Raw genomic sequence first — 18,853 nt, 5'->3', positions numbered from 1 at the left:
CCCTCAGATCATCTGCGCGGCGGCGCGGGCGATCACCATTTCCTCATTCGTGGGGATCGTCAGAACCCGCACGCGGCTGGTATCCTTGGACAGCACAGTGTCGCGGTTGGCATTTCGATCGGCATCCATCTCAATCCCGATCCAGCCCAGACCGTCGCAGACCTGTTGCCGGATCTGGGTCGCGTTCTCGCCCACACCTCCGGTAAAGACCAAAGCGTCGATCCCCTGCATTGCGGCAGCCAATGCGCCCAGTTCGGCCCGGATGCGCGACACGTAATAGTCAATCGCGCCCCGTGTGTCGGGCGTGTCGGCCTCAAGCAGATCGCGCATGTCCGAGCTGAGACCCGACAGGCCCAGCAAACCGGACTTGCGATACAACAGATCGGCGATTTCGTCGGCCGACAGCCCCTCCTGCTGCAACATGTACAGCATGACACCCGGGTCCAATTGCCCGCTGCGTGTTCCCATCGGCAACCCGTCCAGCGCCGAGAAACCCATGGTCGACGCAACAGCACGCCCGCCCGAGACCGCACACATGGATGCGCCGTTGCCCAGATGGGCAATCACCACCCGACCCGCATAGAGGTCAGGCGCAGTCTCTTTTAGCGTCTGTGTGATGTAGTCATAGCTGAGCCCATGAAAGCCATAGCGGCGCACACCTCTGTCGTAATAGCTTTGCGGCAGGGCAAAGGTGTCATTCACCCATGGGTGGGTTCGATGAAACGCCGTGTCAAAGCAGGCCACTTGCACCGTTTCGGGAAAGGCCGCACTGGCCGCCTGTATACCGGCCAGACTGTAAGGCTGGTGCAGGGGCGCAAAGGGGATAAGTCCGCTCAGGACTTCAGTCACCCTGTCGTCGATCCGCACCGGCTCGGAATATTCAGTCCCACCATGGACAACCCGATGGCCAATCGCCCGGATGCGCATACCGGGCATGTATTCATCCATCATCCCCAGAAACGCCTGAATGGCCGCGTCGTGACCCTGAACCTGGGTCAGCTCGCGCTTGATCTTTCTGCCGTCTTCAAACCGGGCCTCCAGCCGTGGCACATCCTGCAGGTTTTCGATCTGGCCGTTCCAGCGCAGCACAGGAGTGTTGCCATCCTCCAATTCGTACAGTGCGAATTTCAACGAGGACGAGCCGGCATTCAGCGCCAGAATATGATCAGACATTCACTTTTCCCTTAAGTGCCAAAGCGTGCAGCGCCGCCACTGCGCAAGAGGCCAGCCGCGACGCATCATCATCCGCCCGCGAGGTTAGAATGATCGGCACCGTCGCGCCAACAACAATCCCCGCCGCCTCAGCATGCGAGATATAGGTCAGCTGTTTGGCCACCATGTTCCCCGCTTCGATATTCGGAGCCACCAGAATATCCGCGACCCCCGCAACCTGCGAATGGATGCCCTTGGTGCGCGCGGCCTTCAGATCCACAGCGTTGTCCATCGCCAGCGGACCATCTACCAGACCGCCTGTGATCTGGCCCCGTTCCGCCATTTTCGACAGCAAGGCCGCATCAACGGATGAGGGCATATGTGGATTGATCGTTTCGACCGCCGATAACACCCCGACCTTGGGCGTTTCGATACCGATAGACTGCGCCAGATGAATGGCGTTCTGTACGATGTCGGCCTTGGTCTCAAGATCGGGTGCGATATTGACCGCCGCATCTGTTACCATGATGGGGCGCGACATGCCCGGCACATCCATCACAAAGACATGCGACAGACGCCGCCCTGTCCGCAGCCCCTTGTCCCGGCGCAGAACTGCATGCAGCAGTTCGTCGGTATGCAGATACCCTTTCATAAGGGTGTGGGCCTTGCCCGACACCACAAGATCAACGGCGCGATGGGCCGCAGTGTGATGGTTGTTCGCCTGGATGATCTCAATCCCCGTAAGGTCTGCACCCAATTCGGCAGCCGCCGCTTCGATCTTGGCCAGATTACCCAAGAGGATTGGCGTGATGATCCCTTTTTTCCTGGCCAGTAACGCACCGCCTAACGAGTTCGGCTCTTCCGGGGCCACCACTGCGGTGGGCATCGGGTCCAGCGGTTCGACCCGGGCAATCAACGCGTCGAAATGGCGATGACGCTGCACCACCAATCCCGGGACTTCGACCGTGTCGAATTTCAGATGCTTGCTGGGCGGAGTCACCTGAACCTCGCCATTCAGGATCAGGGCGTTGTCGCCCACCCGGCGCACCTCGGCTGAACAGATCAGATCACCGTCTTCGCGCTTTTCCTTCACGCTCACCAGAGCTGTGACTTCATCCCCGGCAATGACAGGCAGGTGAAAGACCAAGTCCGACCTGCGTGCCTGCGTACCGGCCCCCGGCAGGATGTTTCCCAGAACAGCCGCGATCAGGCTTGCGGGCCACAGGGCGGGCGCCACCGCCTCGGGGACGCCATCGCCATCCCCGTCATAGCCTGCCAGATGCAGCGGGTTGTGATCGCCCGAGGCCGAGGCAAAAGCATAAAGGTCGTCCACCGTGCACAAGCGGGTAACCTGCGCCTCATCGCCAACCTTGATCTGCTCATAGGTGCGGTTTTCGTTAATCATCGTCAAAGCCTGCCTTTGTTCACCGCAGCTGTCTTTACCCCTGCGATCACGACACCGAAGCCGGGATACTTTCGCCGTCAGATCAAATGTCACGTACAGCGCCTGCGCCATCTCCACAAGCTCTGGCGGGGTTTCGACCGGCCTTAGCGATAAAACGTAACACCCATGCGATGACACGCTAAACCGAGGGGCCCTTGCGATAGGCGCTGGGGGTGCGCCCGAACTCGGACCGGAATGCCCGGGTCATTGCGCTGGCGCTCTCATACCCGCTGCGGCTGGCAATCTCGGCGATGGACAGGTCCGTGTCTTCGGCCAGCCTTCGCGCCAGATTCAGACGCAAGCGCCGATAAAGGGCCTGTGGCGTCGTCGCCAATTCCGCCTGCACCCGGCTTTCCAGCCGTTTTTGCGAGGTCCCGATGCGCCGCGCAAGCTGCGTAATGGGCAAAGGCGTTTCCAGATTGGCCTGCATCACCGCCAGCGCCTTGTTGACAAGGCTGTCCTCGGATTTCAGCGGCAGTCGGTAGTGATCCGCCCCGGTGCGGCTCATCAGCAAATGCGCGACTTCCATGGACAATAACGGCCCCTGATCCCTGCGAATAAGGGCCGAGGCCAGATCAAAGGCCGCCATCGCGCCGGAACAGGTCAGCCGGTCCCCATCGATGACATATCGTTCCTGCTCGGCATTCACGGCGGGGAAAGCCTCTTCGAAACGCGACAGTTCATCCCAATGAATGGTGGCGCGATGATCGTCCAGCAAACCCGCGCGCGCCAACAGCCAGCTGCCGGTGTCCAGCCCCGCCAGTTGCCGGTGCCGCCCCGCCGCGGACAAGACCGCCCGGACCACCCCGCGCGTATCCAGCTTTAGAAACCCGTAAGACGGCATGACAACCAAAACATCCCCTGTCTGATCACCCAAGGCCCCATCCGGGGTAACGGCCAAACCGCTGGAACTGAGCACTCTGGCCCCGTCGATCGAGCAGAACCGCCAGGAATAGAGCTTTTGCAGTGACAGAGTATTGGCGGCGCGCAGCGGCTCGACCATGTTTGCAAGGCAATGGTTCGAAAATCCGTCAAACAGCAAAATCGTGTAAGCCTGACTCAAATTTTCCAACCTTGCATGTTTTTTGTCGAATTCTGCATGCCATGAGACTGCGCAATGCCGTTTCCTGCGTCAATCACCTATTCAAGGAAGACGCGCGATGCAGTTTGGTCTGTCAGAAGAACAGGAAATGATCGTCTCCACGGTCCGCAGCTTTGTCGAAAATGAAATCTACCCGCATGAGGCCGAGGTTGAGCGCACCGGGCAGGTCCCGCGCGAGCTGGGCGAAGAGATCAAACAGAAGTGTATCGATCTGGGCTTTTATGCCTGCAACTTCCCCGAAGAGGTTGGCGGCGCGGGTCTGAGCCACGTGGATTTCACGCTGGTCGAGCGTGAACTGGGTCGCGGGTCAATGGCCCTGACGCATTTCTTTGGCCGCCCGCAGAACATCCTGATGGCCTGCAACGACGAACAGCGTGAACGCTACCTGCTGCCCGCCGTGCGCGGCGAAAAGATGGATGCGCTGGCGATGACGGAACCCGATGCCGGATCGGATGTGCGCGGTATGAAATGTCAGGCCGTGCGGGATGGTGGCGATTGGGTCGTGAACGGCTCCAAGCATTTCATCTCGGGCGCCGAGCACGCGGATTTCTTTATCGTCTTCATCGCCACCGGCGTGGACGAAACCCCCAAAGGCCCCAAGAAACGCATCACCACCTTTCTGGTTGATCGCGGAACGCCGGGCTTCGAGGTGCGCGAAGGCTATAATTCGGTCAGTCACAAGGGCTACAAGAACTACATCCTCTACTTCGACAATTGCCGCCTGCCCGACGCGCAGGTTCTGGGCGAGGTGGATGGCGGCTTTGCCGTCATGAACGAATGGCTTTACGCCACCCGTCTGACCGTGGCTGCGTTTTCCGTCGGTCGCGCGCGCAGGTGTTTCGACTATGCGCTGAGCTATGCGGCCGAACGCAAGCAGTTCGGCCAGCCGATTGGCAAGTTTCAGGGCGTTGGCTTTCAGATCGCTGACATGATCACCGAGATTGACGCCGCCGACTGGCTGACCCTGTCCGCCGCATGGCGTCTGGATGAAAACCTGCCCTCAAACCGCGAGATTGCCTCGGCCAAGCTTTATGCGTCGGAAATGCTGGCGCGGGTCACCGATGCCACGCTGCAGATCTATGGTGGTATGGGTCTGATGGATGACTTCCCCATTGAACGGTTCTGGCGTGATGCGCGGGTCGAACGTATCTGGGACGGCACCAGCGAAATTCAGCGCCATATCATCAGCCGTGACCTTCTGCGTCCGCTGGGCGCCTGACGATGGCACGGGATCTGACCCGCCTGCTGCGCCCGCAATCCATCGCCGTTGTCGGAGGCGGCGCATGGTGCGAGCAGGTGATCCTGCAATCCGAACGGATGGGATACACGGGTGACATCTGGCCCGTGCATCCCAAGGCCGCAAAGATCGCGGGCCATGCGGTCTATGGCCACCTCGAAGACCTGCCCGCCGCCCCGGATGCCGTGTTCATCGGCATCAACCGCCACGCCACGATTGAGGCGGTGCGTATCTTGTCCGGCATGGGGGCCGGGGGCGCGGTTTGTTTCGCCTCGGGTTTTTCCGAGGCTGTGGCTGAGGACGAAACAGGCGGCGATCTGCAGGATCAGCTGATCGCCGCTGCGGGCGACATGCCCATTCTGGGGCCGAACTGCTATGGCTTTATCAACGCTTTGGACGGTGCGTTGCTGTGGCCCGATCAGCATGGGGCCAAACGGGTAGACTCGGGCGTTGCGATCCTGACGCAAAGCTCGAACATCTCGATCAACCTGACCATGCAGAAACGCGCGCTGCCGATTGCCTATATGGTGACCTGTGGAAACATGGCGCAGACCTCGCAGGCGGAAATCGCGTCAGCCCTGATCGACGATCCACGGGTGACTGCCGTGGGTCTGCATATCGAAGGGTTCAAAGACATCCGCGAATGGGAGGCGCTGGCCGCCAAGGCGTATGACAAAGGCATCCCGCTGGTCGCGCTCAAAGTCGGGGCCTCGGACCAGGCACAGGCGGCGACCGTGTCGCATACCGCGTCGCTTGCCGGCAGCGATGCAGGCGCGCAGGCGCTGTTGGAACGGTTGGGCATCCCGCGCCTGTCCGCCCTGCCTGATTTTCTTGAGACGCTGAAGCTGTTGCATTGCTATGGCCCGCTGCCGGGTGGCAATATCGCCTCGATCAGCTGTTCGGGGGGTGAGGCCAGCCTGATCGCGGATATGGCTTTGGGCACGGGGCTGACCTTTCCGCGCCTGACCGACGACAAGAAAGACCATCTGCGGGCAGCACTTGGGCCCATGGTCGCGCTGAACAATCCGCTGGACTACCACACCTATATCTGGCGCGATGAAGAGGCCATGGCACGTGCGTGGTCCGGCATGACCGGCGATGACATCGACCTGACCTTTTCCATCCTCGACTACCCGACCACGGATGCAAGCGACTGGGCCTATGCCTCACGCGCGGCGATGAAGGTGAGGGCGGACACAGGCGCGCGGTTCGCGATTGCCGCGACCTTGCCAGAGCTGCTGCCCGAAGATGTCGCGCAGGAATTGGTGGCCGGAGGCGTCGTGCCCTTCATGGGACTGCGTGAGGCACTGGCCGCAACCCGCGCCGCGGGTCAGGTGCGCGCCCCGTCACCGCAACCGGTTTGGCTGCCGGGCACGGCAGAGGCAACCGACACCCTGTCCGAGGGCACGGCCAAACAGGTGCTCGCCGAATGTGGCCTGCTTGTCCCGCAGAACCGCACCGTGCGCGGCGTGGAGGCGACGAGCGCTGCGCAAGACATGCAGGCACCGTTCGCGGTCAAAGGCGTGGGGCTGGCGCATAAGTCCGAACATGCCGCCGTTCGGCTGGGTATCCGGGCCGAAGACGTGGCCGCGACAGCCACCGACATCGGCACCGATGAGATTTTGATCGAAGAGATGATCACCGGGGCTGTCGCCGAATTGCTGGTGGGTGTCGTGCGCGATCCGGCCCATGGCTTTGTGCTGACGCTGGGCGCGGGCGGAGTTCTGACCGAAGTGCTGCGCGATACGGCATCGTTGCTGTTGCCCGCAACCGGCGATGACATCCGCCGCGCGTTGAACGGTTTGAAAATCGCGCCGCTTTTGGCGGGCTATCGCGGACAACCGGCGGCTGATATGGATGCAATCATCCGCGCCGTTGAGGCCGTTCAGGCATATGTGATGAAAAACGCCGACACGACCCACGAGGTCGAGATCAACCCGCTTCTCTGCACGCCCGACAAGGCTGTGGCAGTGGACGCCCTTATCCGAAAGGCCTGACAGATGGACCCGATCAAAACACGGCGCGACGGCGCGATCCTCGAAGTGACGCTGGACCGGCCCAAGGCCAACGCAATCGATCTGGCGACCAGCCGCGTGATGGGCGAGGTTTTTGCCGAATTTCGCGACGACCCGGACCTGCGTGTGGCGATCCTGACCGGCGGGGGCGACAAGTTCTTTTGCCCCGGTTGGGATCTGAAAGCCGCCGCCGATGGCGATGCGGTGGATGGGGATTATGGCGTGGGCGGCTTTGGCGGGTTGCAGGAACTGCGCGATCTGAACAAACCCTTGATCGCAGCGGTCAATGGCATCGCCTGTGGCGGCGGGCTGGAACTGGCGCTGTCGGCTGACATGATCCTGGCCGCAGAACACGCCACGTTTGCCCTGCCCGAAATCAGGTCGGGCACCGTGGCAGACGCGGCCAGCGTCAAACTGCCCAAGCGCATCCCCTACCACATCGCGATGGAGCTGCTGCTGACCGGTCGCTGGTTCGATGCAGAGGAAGCACATCGTTGGGGGCTGGTGAACGAAATCACCGCCGCCGATCAGTTGATGGACCGCGCATGGGAGCTGGCTCGCCTTTTGGCGTCGGGCCCGCCGCTGGTCTATGCGGCAATCAAGGACATTGTCCGCGACGCCGAGGATGCCAAATTTCAGGACGCGATGAACCGCATCACCAAACGCCAGCTGCGCACAGTGGACGTTCTCTACGCCAGCGAGGACCAGCTGGAAGGGGCCCGCGCCTTTGCGGAAAAGCGCGACCCCGTTTGGAAGGGCAAATAAACGCTCAACGCTTTGGCGGCGTCAGCCACTGCGCTGACATGCCAAAGTTCGAGCTTTTGAGCTCTTGCTTGGCGATGGCCTGCAGATGCACCTCATCCGGGCCATCCGCATAGCGCAAAGCCCGCGCCCAGGTATAGCTGTCGGCCAGCGGCGTATCGGGCGTCATGCCCATTGCGCCAAAGACCTGCATGGCCCGGTCGGTTACGGTGGCATGCACATTGGGCGCTACAACCTTGATCAGCGAAATCTCACGCCGCGCAGCCTTGGCCCCGACCTGATCGATCTTCCATGCCGCCTGCAAAGTCAGCAGACGCGCCTGATCGATCTCAAGCCGTGATTTGGCGATCCATTCGCGGATTACACCTTGTTCTGAAAGTTGCTTGCCAAAGGCTTTGCGTTCTTGCGCGCGCTCCACCATCAGCGACAGCGCCATCTCGGCCGCCCCGATCGAGCGCATGCAGTGATGAATGCGCCCCGGCCCCAATCGCGCCTGCGCAAGGGCAAACCCGCTGCCTTCTTCGCCCAGCAGATTGCCAGCAGGCACGCGCACATCCTTGAACACCAGTTCCGCATGGCCTTCGGGGTCGTGCATGTTCAGGATCGTGGGGTTGCGCACGATCTCTAGACCCGGTGTGTCCTTGGGCACGATCACCATGCTTTGCTGTTTGTGCCGGTCCGCCTCCGGGTCGGTCTTGCCCATCACGATGAACAGTTTGGTATTCGGATGGCAGGCATTGGTGATGAACCATTTGCGGCCATTGATGACATATTCATCCCCTTCGCGCCGGATCGAGGTGGTGATGTTTGTCGCGTCCGAGCTGGCCACATCCGGTTCCGTCATCGCAAACGAAGATCGGATTTTACCGTTCAGCAAAGGCACCAGCCAATCCGTGCGTTGTTGGGGCGTGGCGAACATGTGCAGCAGCTCCATGTTGCCGGTGTCTGGTGCATTGCAATTGAACACCTCGGACGACCATGTGACCTGACCCATCAACTCGGCCAACGGCGCGTATTCGAGATTGGTCAGCCGCGTTCCGGGTTCATCATCACGCAGCGATGGCAGGAACAGGTTCCACAGCCCCTCGGCACGCGCCAGCGCCTTGAGGTCTTCCATGAAGGATACCGGGAAATTGCCTGCCTCGATCTCTTCCTTATGGTCGCGGATGCGCGGATAGATATGGGCCTCCATAAACCGTTTCAGCTGATCTCGGAGCTCCACTGCGCGGGGCGAGGGGGCAAAATCCATGGCAATTCCTTTCCGGACAGGCGCGTGATCGTACAGTTCCCCCGCACCCTAGCCCCGTCATGGGCGTTTGTGAAACCTGCTTGCCCCGTCTGACGCCTAGGTGCCGCAAAGTCATTCCGGCCAATGAAAGCCACCGGCGGTCAAACGCTCTGTTGCTCAGCCTGTGACATGTCGATAATCGTCTTCACAGACGCGTCAACATGCCGGGGGACAGGTGTCCGAGCAGCAGATCAAGAAATCAGAGGATATCGCGCAGAAGCTTTCGGCGCGGATCGTTCAGGGGGCGTTGCAACCCGGTGAAAAGCTGCGGCAGGACCTGATCGCGCGCGAATTCGGCGTCAGTCAGGTGACCGTGCGCGAGGCGTTGTTGGCGCTGGCGTCCAAGGGGCTGGCCGTGGCCATGCCACGCCGGGGCATGTGCGTTGCACCCATGGATCAGAACGCCATTCAGGAATTGCGAGTCATGCGCCGCGCGCTTGAGCCTGTGGCCCTGCTGCATTCGGTTCCCAACCTCAGCACCGAGCAGATCGCACAGATCGAGCGGGTGCATGAAACCTGCGACAACGCCACGAATGTGCAGGATTGGGAGGACGCCAACCAACGCTTTCACATGGCTGTCATCGCCGCCTGCAACATGCCCCGGATGATGGCCGAAATCGAAAACCTGCAACTGCTATACGCGTGGCATTTCAACAAACTGCACACGGCCAAATGGCGTCAGCGCGCCGATCCGGACCATGCCGCCATTCTGGCCGCCATCAAGGATCGCGATGCGGCCAAGGCCCATGCGGTGATGCAGCGCCACCTGACACGGCTGGCCTAAGGGCGTTTGCGCGCGATAATCCACGTGGGATGATAGGTCAGCGGCACGCCTTCGGTGCCTCCGCACAGACGGGTATAATCGGCGCTGAACGCCAGCAGGCTGGATTTCGTCCACGTCTTTTGTGCCCGCCCATTCACACCCGTCTGGCGCAGATGCTCTAGCACCTTGCGCGGCGTAGGGAAGTGAACCTGCCGTTCATCCTCACCGGCATCGACAATGTCCAGAACGTCTTTCACAGCGGCGGTCAAGGCATCCGGCCCACACAGGCCCGGCGCTTTGGCCGCCGACCCGATCTGAACCAGCTCATGATATTGCTGCGGGCCAAAGCCCGAGATCGCAAGCCACCCCCCGGGTGCCAGCGCATGCGCCGCCCGACGCAAAAAAGCCGCCGGATCAGGCAGCCACTGAATCATCGACGCCGAAGCGATGAGGTGCGGTTGCGACGGCCAGAGGATGCTTTCGGCATCTCCGGGCAGGAAATCGGCCCCATATGTGTCCGCCGTCTGAGAAGCATGGGGCGACAGATCGTTGATCGTCAAAGTGCCGAACCCAAAGCGATCCCGCAACCGCCGTGTCAGATGACCGGTGCCGCAGCCGAACTCTATCGCCGAGATAAAATGGCGCGGCGCGCCGCAATCACGCAAACCCTGCGCCAACTGATCTGCAATCTGCGCCTGTTGTCCCGCCGCATCGTGATAGGTTTGAAAACTGCGGCTGAAACTGCGCTGCACGCGGGTGATCAAGGGGGCGTTCATGCGATCCACTGCCTCCAGCTTTGGCCGCTGGCGAAAGGTACATGCGGGGCCTGCACCTGTTTCACCACGTCCTGCTGCCCCAACCATGCCGCCTGTTGCGCGCGGGTTGGGATGATCCGGTCGCCTTGCGCGATCCAGATCCGGTGGAAATCGATCTTCGGCGCGGCACCCCGTTCGATCACGGCATAAAGCTCAGACTGCGCCGCGCGGATGTCTATCTGCGGTGCAGGGCCAACCAGACCGGCGCGGCGGCAGAACTTGGCGAAACTGGCGGGGCTGAGGTGATCCGCCGTCGCCCGGATCATATCAGGCTCGATACCATGTCGGGCATCGGCGGGGGACAGCGTACCGTTGATCGCAACCAGCCGATGCGGCTGAACACCCGTTTGCACCAGCCAATGCGCAGCTGAGGCTACGCCAAAGGAAAAGGCGATCAGGGTCACGCTTTCATACTGCGCAAGATCGTTAAGCGGGTCATCCAGATGGGTATAGTCGTCCACGAACAAGACATCCGTCGCGCCTGTAAGTCCCTGAAACGGTACAGGCCCCAAAGCCCAGCCGCCAAAGACCACCAGCACCTCGGCGCTTCCTGCGCGGGACAACCACTGATGTTTCATGATGCCCCTTTCGCCAGTGAAACCATGGCCGAGGTCACGCGGCTCAGATCATCGGCTGAGATGATGTAGGGCGGCATGCAATAGATGTTATGGGCAAAGGGGCGCAGCCACACACCGGTTTTCAAGGCCAGCCCATGCGCGACAGAGGGATCGACCCGTTCTTTCATCTCGATCACGCCAATGGCCCCCAGAACGCGCACATCCGCCACGCCGGGCAAGTCGCGCGCTGGGGCGAGTTCGTTTTCCATCTGAGCGGCAATACCCGCAACCTCAGCCCGCCAGTCCCGTTCGGTCAATTGATCCAGACTGGCCACCGCCGCGGCACAGGCCAGCGGGTTGGCCATATAGGTGGGGCCATGCATCATCACGCCCGCCTCACTCTCGCCAATCCGGCGGGCGACGGTTTCCGTCGTGACCGTGGCGGCCAGCGTGATATGCCCGCCGGTCAGCGCCTTGCCCAGACACATGATATCCGGCACGACCCCGGCATGGTGCAGGGCAAACAGCTCTCCGGTGCGGCCAAAGCCGGTGGCGATCTCATCGAAGATGACCAGCACGTCATGGGCCCGGCACATCTCGGCCGCGCGTTGCAGCCATGTGGGGTGGTAGAAATACATGCCGCCCGCCCCCTGAACGACGGGTTCAAGGATCAGGCCCGCGATCTGATCGGCCTTGGTTGCCAGCAGATGTTCCAGCGCGTTCAGGCCGTTCAGGTCGCCATCCTCTGACCACTCCTGCCCAAAGGCGATCTGTGGGCGGGGCAGGAAATGCTGAACGGACAGGGCCCCCGCGAACAATCCGTGCATGCCGTTGACGGGGTCGCAAACGCTCATCGCTTTCCACGTGTCACCGTGATAGCCGCCCCGGATGGTGGCGAACTGGGTCCGGCCCGTCCGGGCTTGCGCCATCTGATACTGCACCGCCATTTTCAGCGCCACTTCGATGGCGACAGAGCCACTGTCGCTGTAAAAGATCCGGTCCATCCCGCCCGGCAGCAGGTCAATCAGCCTGCGCCCCAGCTGGATCGCGGGGGAATGGGTCAGCCCGCCGAACATGACGTGGGGCAACTGCTCCAACTGCGCCTGCATCGCGGCGATGATCGCCGGGTGACGGTGCCCATGCACCGCACACCACCACGAGGACATGGCATCGATCATCTGAGTGCCGTCCTCGGCGGTCAGCCAGACGCCCTCGGCCCCGGTGATCAGATGCATCGGGCCGGGCTGCAACACGTTGGTGTACGGGTGCCACAGGTGGCGGGCGTCGAACTCAAGCGGGGTCACATTGCACCTCGGATCGTGTCGGTGTCGATGGCGGCAAACGCGCCCTTCAGCGCAGCAGGCGTGAGAGGATCAAGGACAGGCAAGCGCCCCAGATGCCGGGTCGCGCCCATCTGTGCGATGGTCTCTTCGACCTCTGGTTCCGCTTCGCCAACAAAGGCCACCCCAACCACGTGACATCCCACATTCCGCAGCGCCATCAGCGACAGGGCGGTGTGGTTGATCGTTCCCAGCGCGGTACGCGCCACCAGAACAACCGGGGCCTTCCACCGTGCAATCACATCAAGAAAAAAGACATGACGGTTCAAAGGCACCATCAGCCCCCCTGCCCCTTCGACCACCAACGGACCGGGCACTTGTGGCAGAGACAGGCGGGCCGGGTCGATCTCAATCCCCATATCCTCGGCCGACAAATGCGGTGAGGCTGGCAGGTTCAGGCGATAGGCTTCGGGCAACACATCGGCACCGGTCAGCGCCCGGACCGTTTCGGTATCTGTCGCCTCTTCCAACCCCGATTGCACGGGCTTCCAGTACTGCGCACCAAGGGCGGCTGTCAGGCCCGCCGCGAACACGGTCTTACCAATGCCGGTATCGGTGCCGGTGACGATGATGGTGCTCATGCGGCCTCACACCGCTGCTGCGCCAGCGCCTCAAACAGCGCGCTGATGTCGCGGTGAGAGACGTTGCCGGTGATCGACACCCGCAGCCGGGACGTGCCGCGTGGCACGGTGGGCGGACGGATGCCCCTTACATCAAACCCCCGCGCTTGCAGGGTCGCGGCCATTTGCATCGTTTCGGCGTCATCCCCCAGAATGATGGGGATGATCTGGCTGTGCAGGAGCTTTTGCGGAACACCCGCCCTGAGCGCGGCGGCATGGGCATATGCCATGCGATCCTGCGCGGCACGGGGCAAAACATCGTCTTGCAGATGCCCTAAAACCGCGCGCACAAGGGCGGCATTGAAGGGCGCAGGCGCGGTTGCAAAGATGAAAGGCCGTGCGCGGTTTATCAGCGTTTCGATCATCACGCGCGCACCGCAGATCAACCCACCCGAAACGCCAAGCCCCTTGCCGCAGGTGTGCAATGTCAGAACCTCGGCCCCCAGACCATGGGCCAGACCTTTGCCGCCGGGTCCGAAAACGCCGGTGGCATGGGCTTCATCCACAACCAGAACAGCGTCGAACGCAATGGCCAGATCGGACAGGGCCCTTAGCGGCGCCAGATCCCCCTCCATCGAGTAAACGCTTTCGACCGCGATCCAGATCTGCCCGGTGCCGCCGGCGGCGCGCCATTCGGTCAGCGCGCGGCGGGCATCTGCCACATCATTATGGGCAAAGGCGCGCGTATCGGCACGACCCATGCGCATCCCTTCATGTGCGCTGGCATGGATCAGATCGTCATAGAGAACCAGGTCACCCGCAGCAGGCAAGGTTGAGAATATCGCCTGATTGGCCTGAAACCCACCCCCCATGAACAGCGCAGCCTCGGCCCCGAAGAACGCGGCGGCCTCGGCCTCAAGCGCCTCATGCTCGGGGTGATTGCCCCGCAACAGGCGCGACCCGCCCGAACCCAGCGGCACACCGCGGTCCAAAGCGTCTTGCGCCGCCCGTTTCAGCAAGGGCGACTGCGCGAGGCCAAGGTAATCGTTCGACGCAAAATCCAACCCTTGTCGCGGGGCCAGTGACCGGCGGCGATGACGAGCCTCCAACGTGTCAAGCACCGAGCGCAATCGGGTCAGCGCCCTCATTCGGCGGCTTCCACACCGCTTTGACCGGCGACCGTTTCGGCCTGCAGGCCCAGCTTGGCAAACAGGATCGCATCGGTGTCCTCTTCGGGGTTTTCCGCAGTCAGCAGGGTTTCCCCAACAAAGATCGAATTCGCCCCGGCCATGAAACACAGCGCCTGATGCTCATCGCTCATGTCGCTGCGTCCGGCAGAGAGACGCACATAGGAAGACGGCATCATGATGCGGGCAGTGGCGATGACGCGCACAAAATCGATCGGGTCAATCGGCTTGGCATCGGCCAGCGGCGTGTCTTCCTGCGGCATCAGCATGTTGATCGGCACCGATTCCGGCGCGGGGCCCATGTTTGCCAGCGTCACCAGCATATCCATGCGGTCCTGAACCTCTTCGCCCATGCCGAGAATGCCGCCCGAGCAAACCTTGATCCCGGCCTCTTGCACACGGGTGAGCGTATCGATCCGGTCGGCAAAGGTACGGGTGGTGATCACCTCGGGGTAATAGCGTTCCGAGGTATCGATATTGTGGTTGTAATAGTCCAGCCCCGCATCGCGCAGGCGAAAGACCTGGTTTTCGTCCAGCATGCCCAGCGTCATGCAGGTCTCCATCCCCATGGCACGGACCCCCTGCACCATCGCGACCAGCGCGTCCATGTCGCGGTCCTTGGGCTCGCGCCAGGCGGCACCCATGCAGAACCGGGTGGCCCCGCCATCGCGGGCTTTGCGCGCCTGGGACAGAACACGCTCAACCTCGATCAGTTTCGATGCCGACAGCTTGGAGCCATTGCGGGCCGATTGAGAGCAATAGGAACAATCCTCGGCGCAGCCTCCTGTCTTGATCGACAACAGCTTGGATGTCTGGATTTTGTTGGGATCAAAATTCTCACGATGCACAGTCTGCGCGCGAAACAGCAGGTCCATCAGCGGCAGGTCATAAACAGCCTGTGCCGCTTGTCGGGTCCATGTCGAAGAAGCTTGATCCATTATATCGATATTCTTTCAGTTTATGTAACCTCTATTTCGTTATTATCGATAATTTACAAATTTTCAACTGCGACCAATTTGTACGCCCTGCCTTCACCTCAGAATGGAACAACGCCACTGCAGACAAACCGGCAGGTTTGCCCAAAGTTTAAGACCGTAAACACTTGAAAACCCGAAGGATGCGCGCAATCTGACCCGATGCGCTTGGTTTCGCCGAACCGATCTATTCGGCAGGCGTCTGAGACACTTTGGACTGCTTTGCCCGGCGATCCGCGCGTTTTGCCGATCTTGAGCCTCCGACTTTGCGGATTCGTCGCCGGATAACAGCCGCCATATCGCGGAAGGGACGGACATAGATGTCCAACAGGTTCGAGGCATGCGCCTCGGACGGTTGCAACCCGAAGGTCAGGGCCTTGTCCCGCTCGGACAGGTGCAATGATCCGAACAGCCAATCCCACACGGCAAATGCCACGCCAAAGTTTTTGTCGTGATGTTCCCGCGCGATGGAATGATGCACCTGATGCTGCGCCGGAGAGATAAGGATATGTTCCAACCAGCGCCAATACCGGATCGAGATATGCGAATGCCGCAGGTTCGAGCCGGTGACATGAAAGACAAACGACATCACATTGACGCCCAGCACCGTGTACAGATCGACCGCGTTTCCGAAAAAGAACAGAAACGTCGCCATCACCGTCCCCTGCGCCACGGCCCCGCGCATTCCGTACAAAACCCCCTCCAGCGGATGGGTGCGGTACACCGTGATCGGCGTCATGGTTTCAGCGGAATGATGAGTTTTGTGAATGGCCCAAAGCAGCGGCCAGCGATGCATCCAACGATGCAGAAGGTATTTGGTGAAATCATCGACGATAAAAATCGTCACTGTAAACAGCGCCACGATCACGCCCTGAGGCATGCCCGCAAAAACGCCCTTTTGCAGGAAACTCATGTCATGCAACGCGTAGTACAAAGCCGTTGCAATCGCCAGCTGCGACACCAGCAGCGGAGAGATGAACAACGTAAAGACGCGGTTGATCAGGAATATCTTGTAATCCGCTTTGGCCGAAGGCGAGAGTATGACTTTGCGGTTAAACACCTCGCTCAGCGCAGAACGGATGGATGACCTGCGAACAAACACCAGCCACAGCAGGGCAATCAGGATTGTGAGAAACAGATACCCCACGAAGATCCGCTTCTTGGGGTTTGAAAAGTCAGCAAAGACCGCGCCTATTTGATCGAGAAATTCCACAGGGCCTGTTTTCCGCTGAATACCCGGCGGCCCACTGACCGCCGGGAAGGGATCAGATGATCCTTAGTCGTTTTCAGCCGATGCGTTGGTGCCCAGCTTTTCAGCCAGCGCCGCCAAATCAGCGGTTGCATCGTTGGCACGGCTTTCGATGCCGAACTTGTCGATCAGCAGCTTTTGCACCTTGAGCATGTTGACCTGATAGTCATCCAGCGACATCTCGCGACCCCGCACAAAGTTGCCGTCTGCATCGATGTCAGACACCATTTTGCCATCGGGCATCGCCGGGCCGAAGCCGATCAGCCAGTTCAGATCAATCGCAGTGGCACCCAGGTTGTTCTTGCCCGACTGCAGCGCCATCGAGAAGCCCTTGAGCTCACCCCAGTGCTTGGCGTAATTGCGCAGTGCTTTGTCCGTGTCTTCGCCCGATTTGATCTTGTCGATGTCTTTGTAAACCGAACCGGCATACTTGAACGTGGCTTCGGCCAGCGTCTTTTCCCAGTTGGTTTCGATGATATCGGCATAGTTCTTCAGCTGCGCACGCTGTTCATCAGTCAGCGCTTCGCCATTGGCGGACGCGATCAGGGCACGACCATCGCGGAACGCGTTGAAGATTGTGGTCATGTACTGGGTGTTTTTGTTGCCACCCCGGTCAGCACCTGCTGCGTAATAGGCCGGACCAAAGACAAATTCGGTCTTCAGGTCGATCACACCGTCGCCATTGGCATCTGCGGCAGCCAGATCTTTCTGCTTGGACACCGCATAGTTCTGATCCGGTGACAGGCTGACCGAATGCGCAGCGGCACCGAAATAGCCGAACGCTTCATCCCAGCTGTGTTCTTTGCCGGTGTAATGGGCACCCTCGGAATAAGGCTTGTCGTTGGGCTTGTTGTCCGCTTCCAGTTTCTCGTCGAGATAGTTGTCGACCGCCTGATTATATGCCATCGCGCCCAGCGTGTATTTCGAGATCAGCTGACCCCAATCCATCCCGTTCACCGGGTCGTAGCCCTGGTTCGAGGCAGCCGCCAAACTGATCATCTGCAGCGCGACATCGACACCCGACTGGTTGCCCGGCCAAGCCGTCATGGCGCCATTGTAGAACTTGCCCGAGATGTTCTTGCCTTTGGAAATCTCGTTCAAGGTCGCTTGCTTGATAGGGAACCCGTCTTTCGAAACCGGCGCGATGATCTCAAGGTCTGCGTCCGAGCCGTTGAAATAGGCCAGCATCAGCGCCTCGACCTCAGCCGCGTTGTTGCCACCATCGCCCTTACCGGCAAGCTTTTTCAGGCTGTCATGCAGCACATGTCGCGCAATCTGCCCGGAGTAGGAAACCGAGTTGGTTTTATCGCCTTCATATCCCTTCACGGTCACCGGAAACGGGCCGTAAGCCTGATCCGCAATTGCTGCGCTGCTGAACAGCGTGACGGCGACAAGCGCCGAAGTGAGTTTGAGCGCGGGCTTTACCATTAGAGTGTCCTCTCCGTTTTAACTGATAATTTTTATCAGGAATCTTGTTTCGCCCGTCATAGCAGATATCAACCAAGCGGTGTCAAGCCCTCAAAGAATTCTGCCTGCAAGCAAAATTCTGTATCAAATCCTCAGGCTTTGCAGGGAAATCCGGCGTGCTGCCAATTGAGGCCCACGTTCACAAATACGTTATCTCAGCCCCTCAAACGCTGGCACCGGCCACCTGAGGCAGCAGAAAAACACCCGTCTCAGGGGTGCGGTTTACAGCGATGCGACAGCCATAAGCGGTGCTGAGCAGATCGTCGCGCAGCGTCTCATGCGGGCGGCCAACATTCAGAACGTTTCCGCCAGACAAAAGGACCACGCGATCCGCGCTCATGGCAGTCAGATTGAGGTCGTGCATCACCATTACGACGCCGCCCCCGTGGGCCGCAAAGTCCCGGGCGATCCGCATCACCTGCAACTGATGCCCGATATCCAGACTTGAAACCGGCTCGTCCAGAAACAGCCAGCGCGCACCGTCAGGACCTGTCGGCTGCCACACTTGCACCAGAACGCGCGCAAGCTGCACACGCTGTTGTTCCCCTCCGGACAGTTCCTGAAAGAACCGCCCCTCAAACCCACCAAGCCCCACTTGGGACAGCGCCTGTAGGGCAATCCGGTCATCGCCATCCATGCGCACCCGCCCCATGCGAACCACCTCAAGCACGGTGAAAGGAAAGCTCATCGGTGTGGATTGCGGCAACACGGCGCGAAGTTCGGATAGGGTGACGGGGCTGGCTTTCGCGATATCCACACCGTTCAGCGTAACTGCACCGTCAAATGGCAGGTCCCCTGTCAGGGCGGCCAACAACGTGGACTTACCCGCGCCCGAGGGGCCAACAATGGTGGTCACCTGCCCGGGATTGGCCGAGAAAGACACCGCGTTCAGGATCAACCGGCGCCCCAGACGCAGGTTCAGGTCGGACACAATCAGCATT

General features: G+C 60.6%; 17 protein-coding genes. 4 read left to right on the top strand and 13 right to left on the bottom strand.

Annotated features, from left to right (window positions below; genetic code table 11):
• Nucleotides 1–3: 3 nt before the first annotated feature.
• From ACRZ94_RS19120 to ACRZ94_RS19110, 3 genes are all read right to left on the bottom strand, one after another.
• Nucleotides 4–1,173: an acetate/propionate family kinase gene (locus tag ACRZ94_RS19120; protein WP_480656297.1), complete on the bottom strand. Its 1,170-nt coding sequence runs from the start codon at nt 1,171–1,173 to the stop codon at nt 4–6.
• Nucleotides 1,166–2,557 carry a bifunctional enoyl-CoA hydratase/phosphate acetyltransferase gene (locus ACRZ94_RS19115; RefSeq protein WP_480656299.1) on the bottom strand — a complete coding sequence of 464 codons (1,392 nt, stop codon included), beginning with the start codon at nt 2,555–2,557 and terminating at the stop codon, nt 1,166–1,168. The genes ACRZ94_RS19120 and ACRZ94_RS19115 overlap by 8 nt, the downstream gene beginning before the upstream one ends.
• Nucleotides 2,558–2,735: 178 nt before the next feature.
• The gene (locus ACRZ94_RS19110; protein ID WP_480798077.1) at nt 2,736–3,659 is read right to left on the bottom strand and encodes a GlxA family transcriptional regulator; all 924 of its coding nucleotides are present in this window, start codon (nt 3,657–3,659) and stop codon (nt 2,736–2,738) included.
• Between the two features lie 97 nt (nt 3,660–3,756).
• Between ACRZ94_RS19110 and ACRZ94_RS19105 the strand changes: the two genes are divergently transcribed.
• From ACRZ94_RS19105 to ACRZ94_RS19095, 3 genes are read left to right on the top strand one after another with little or no spacing between them, the layout of a single operon-like run.
• Entirely contained in the window at nt 3,757–4,917 is a 1,161-nt protein-coding gene (locus ACRZ94_RS19105; protein WP_480656303.1) for an acyl-CoA dehydrogenase family protein, read from the top strand.
• A 2-nt stretch (nt 4,918–4,919) separates the two neighbouring features.
• Complete coding sequence (locus ACRZ94_RS19100) at nt 4,920–6,932, top strand: acetate--CoA ligase family protein (protein ID WP_480798076.1); 2,013 nt, start codon at nt 4,920–4,922, stop codon at nt 6,930–6,932.
• Between the two features lie 3 nt (nt 6,933–6,935).
• The gene (locus ACRZ94_RS19095; protein WP_480656306.1) at nt 6,936–7,715 is read left to right on the top strand and encodes a carnitinyl-CoA dehydratase; all 780 of its coding nucleotides are present in this window, start codon (nt 6,936–6,938) and stop codon (nt 7,713–7,715) included.
• 4 nt (nt 7,716–7,719) lie between these two features.
• On the opposite strand, the gene ACRZ94_RS19090 is transcribed toward ACRZ94_RS19095, so the two are convergent.
• Nucleotides 7,720–8,961 carry an acyl-CoA dehydrogenase family protein gene (locus ACRZ94_RS19090; protein ID WP_480798075.1) on the bottom strand — a complete coding sequence of 414 codons (1,242 nt, stop codon included), beginning with the start codon at nt 8,959–8,961 and terminating at the stop codon, nt 7,720–7,722.
• Between the two features lie 214 nt (nt 8,962–9,175).
• Here ACRZ94_RS19090 and ACRZ94_RS19085 point away from each other — a divergent pair, with 214 nt between their 5' ends.
• Nucleotides 9,176–9,784 carry a GntR family transcriptional regulator gene (locus tag ACRZ94_RS19085; protein ID WP_480798074.1) on the top strand — a complete coding sequence of 203 codons (609 nt, stop codon included), beginning with the start codon at nt 9,176–9,178 and terminating at the stop codon, nt 9,782–9,784.
• Here the strand turns inward: ACRZ94_RS19085 and ACRZ94_RS19080 are convergent.
• The 9 genes from ACRZ94_RS19080 to ACRZ94_RS19040 all read right to left on the bottom strand — a co-directional run bounded on the left by ACRZ94_RS19080 (nt 9,781) and on the right by ACRZ94_RS19040 (nt 18,852).
• Nucleotides 9,781–10,539, bottom strand: a complete 759-nt coding sequence (locus ACRZ94_RS19080; RefSeq protein WP_480656311.1) for a methyltransferase domain-containing protein — start codon at nt 10,537–10,539, stop codon at nt 9,781–9,783. The genes ACRZ94_RS19085 and ACRZ94_RS19080 overlap by 4 nt on opposite strands.
• A complete protein-coding gene (locus ACRZ94_RS19075) occupies nt 10,536–11,156 on the bottom strand; it encodes a pimeloyl-ACP methyl esterase BioG family protein (protein WP_480656313.1) in 621 nt (206 codons plus the stop codon). Before ACRZ94_RS19075 ends, ACRZ94_RS19080 begins: the two co-directional genes overlap by 4 nt.
• Nucleotides 11,153–12,439: an adenosylmethionine--8-amino-7-oxononanoate transaminase gene (gene bioA / locus ACRZ94_RS19070; protein WP_480656315.1), complete on the bottom strand. Its 1,287-nt coding sequence runs from the start codon at nt 12,437–12,439 to the stop codon at nt 11,153–11,155. Before bioA ends, ACRZ94_RS19075 begins: the two co-directional genes overlap by 4 nt.
• A complete protein-coding gene (gene bioD / locus ACRZ94_RS19065; protein ID WP_480656317.1) occupies nt 12,436–13,056 on the bottom strand; it encodes a dethiobiotin synthase in 621 nt (206 codons plus the stop codon). The genes bioA and bioD overlap by 4 nt, the downstream gene beginning before the upstream one ends.
• The gene (locus tag ACRZ94_RS19060) at nt 13,053–14,183 is read right to left on the bottom strand and encodes an 8-amino-7-oxononanoate synthase (RefSeq protein WP_480798073.1); all 1,131 of its coding nucleotides are present in this window, start codon (nt 14,181–14,183) and stop codon (nt 13,053–13,055) included. The genes bioD and ACRZ94_RS19060 overlap by 4 nt, the downstream gene beginning before the upstream one ends.
• Nucleotides 14,180–15,160: a biotin synthase BioB gene (gene bioB / locus ACRZ94_RS19055; protein WP_480798072.1), complete on the bottom strand. Its 981-nt coding sequence runs from the start codon at nt 15,158–15,160 to the stop codon at nt 14,180–14,182. The genes ACRZ94_RS19060 and bioB overlap by 4 nt, the downstream gene beginning before the upstream one ends.
• A 223-nt stretch (nt 15,161–15,383) precedes the next feature.
• On the bottom strand, nt 15,384–16,409 hold the full coding sequence (locus tag ACRZ94_RS19050; RefSeq protein ID WP_480798071.1) for a sterol desaturase family protein: 1,026 nt from the start codon (nt 16,407–16,409) through the stop codon (nt 15,384–15,386).
• A gap of 63 nt (nt 16,410–16,472) precedes the next feature.
• A complete protein-coding gene (locus ACRZ94_RS19045) occupies nt 16,473–17,873 on the bottom strand; it encodes a DUF4856 domain-containing protein (RefSeq protein WP_480798070.1) in 1,401 nt (466 codons plus the stop codon).
• 202 nt (nt 17,874–18,075) lie between these two features.
• A complete protein-coding gene (locus ACRZ94_RS19040; RefSeq protein ID WP_480798069.1) occupies nt 18,076–18,852 on the bottom strand; it encodes a heme ABC transporter ATP-binding protein in 777 nt (258 codons plus the stop codon).
• Nucleotide 18,853 lies beyond the last annotated feature (1 nt).

The sequence above is a fragment of the Ruegeria sp. CH10 genome (assembly GCF_056537125.1).
This window is presented reverse-complemented; position numbering and strand designations above follow the sequence as displayed.

Excerpts from the sequence above, each read along its gene's own strand:
- ACRZ94_RS19120 (WP_480656297.1), bottom strand. The coding sequence starts at position 1,173 with ATGTCTGATCATATTCTGGCGCTGAATGCCGGCTCGTCCTCGTTGAAA.
- ACRZ94_RS19045 (WP_480798070.1), bottom strand. The coding sequence starts at position 17,873 with ATGGTAAAGCCCGCGCTCAAACTCACTTCGGCGCTTGTCGCCGTCACG.
- ACRZ94_RS19080 (WP_480656311.1), bottom strand. The coding sequence starts at position 10,539 with ATGAACGCCCCCTTGATCACCCGCGTGCAGCGCAGTTTCAGCCGCAGT.
- ACRZ94_RS19105 (WP_480656303.1), top strand. The coding sequence starts at position 3,757 with ATGCAGTTTGGTCTGTCAGAAGAACAGGAAATGATCGTCTCCACGGTC.
- ACRZ94_RS19115 (WP_480656299.1), bottom strand. The coding sequence starts at position 2,557 with ATGATTAACGAAAACCGCACCTATGAGCAGATCAAGGTTGGCGATGAG.
- ACRZ94_RS19075 (WP_480656313.1), bottom strand. The coding sequence starts at position 11,156 with ATGAAACATCAGTGGTTGTCCCGCGCAGGAAGCGCCGAGGTGCTGGTG.
- ACRZ94_RS19040 (WP_480798069.1), bottom strand. The coding sequence starts at position 18,852 with ATGCTGATTGTGTCCGACCTGAACCTGCGTCTGGGGCGCCGGTTGATC.
- ACRZ94_RS19095 (WP_480656306.1), top strand. The coding sequence starts at position 6,936 with ATGGACCCGATCAAAACACGGCGCGACGGCGCGATCCTCGAAGTGACG.
- ACRZ94_RS19100 (WP_480798076.1), top strand. The coding sequence starts at position 4,920 with ATGGCACGGGATCTGACCCGCCTGCTGCGCCCGCAATCCATCGCCGTT.
- ACRZ94_RS19090 (WP_480798075.1), bottom strand. The coding sequence starts at position 8,961 with ATGGATTTTGCCCCCTCGCCCCGCGCAGTGGAGCTCCGAGATCAGCTG.
- ACRZ94_RS19060 (WP_480798073.1), bottom strand. The coding sequence starts at position 14,183 with ATGAGGGCGCTGACCCGATTGCGCTCGGTGCTTGACACGTTGGAGGCT.
- bioD (WP_480656317.1), bottom strand. The coding sequence starts at position 13,056 with ATGAGCACCATCATCGTCACCGGCACCGATACCGGCATTGGTAAGACC.
- bioB (WP_480798072.1), bottom strand. The coding sequence starts at position 15,160 with ATGGATCAAGCTTCTTCGACATGGACCCGACAAGCGGCACAGGCTGTT.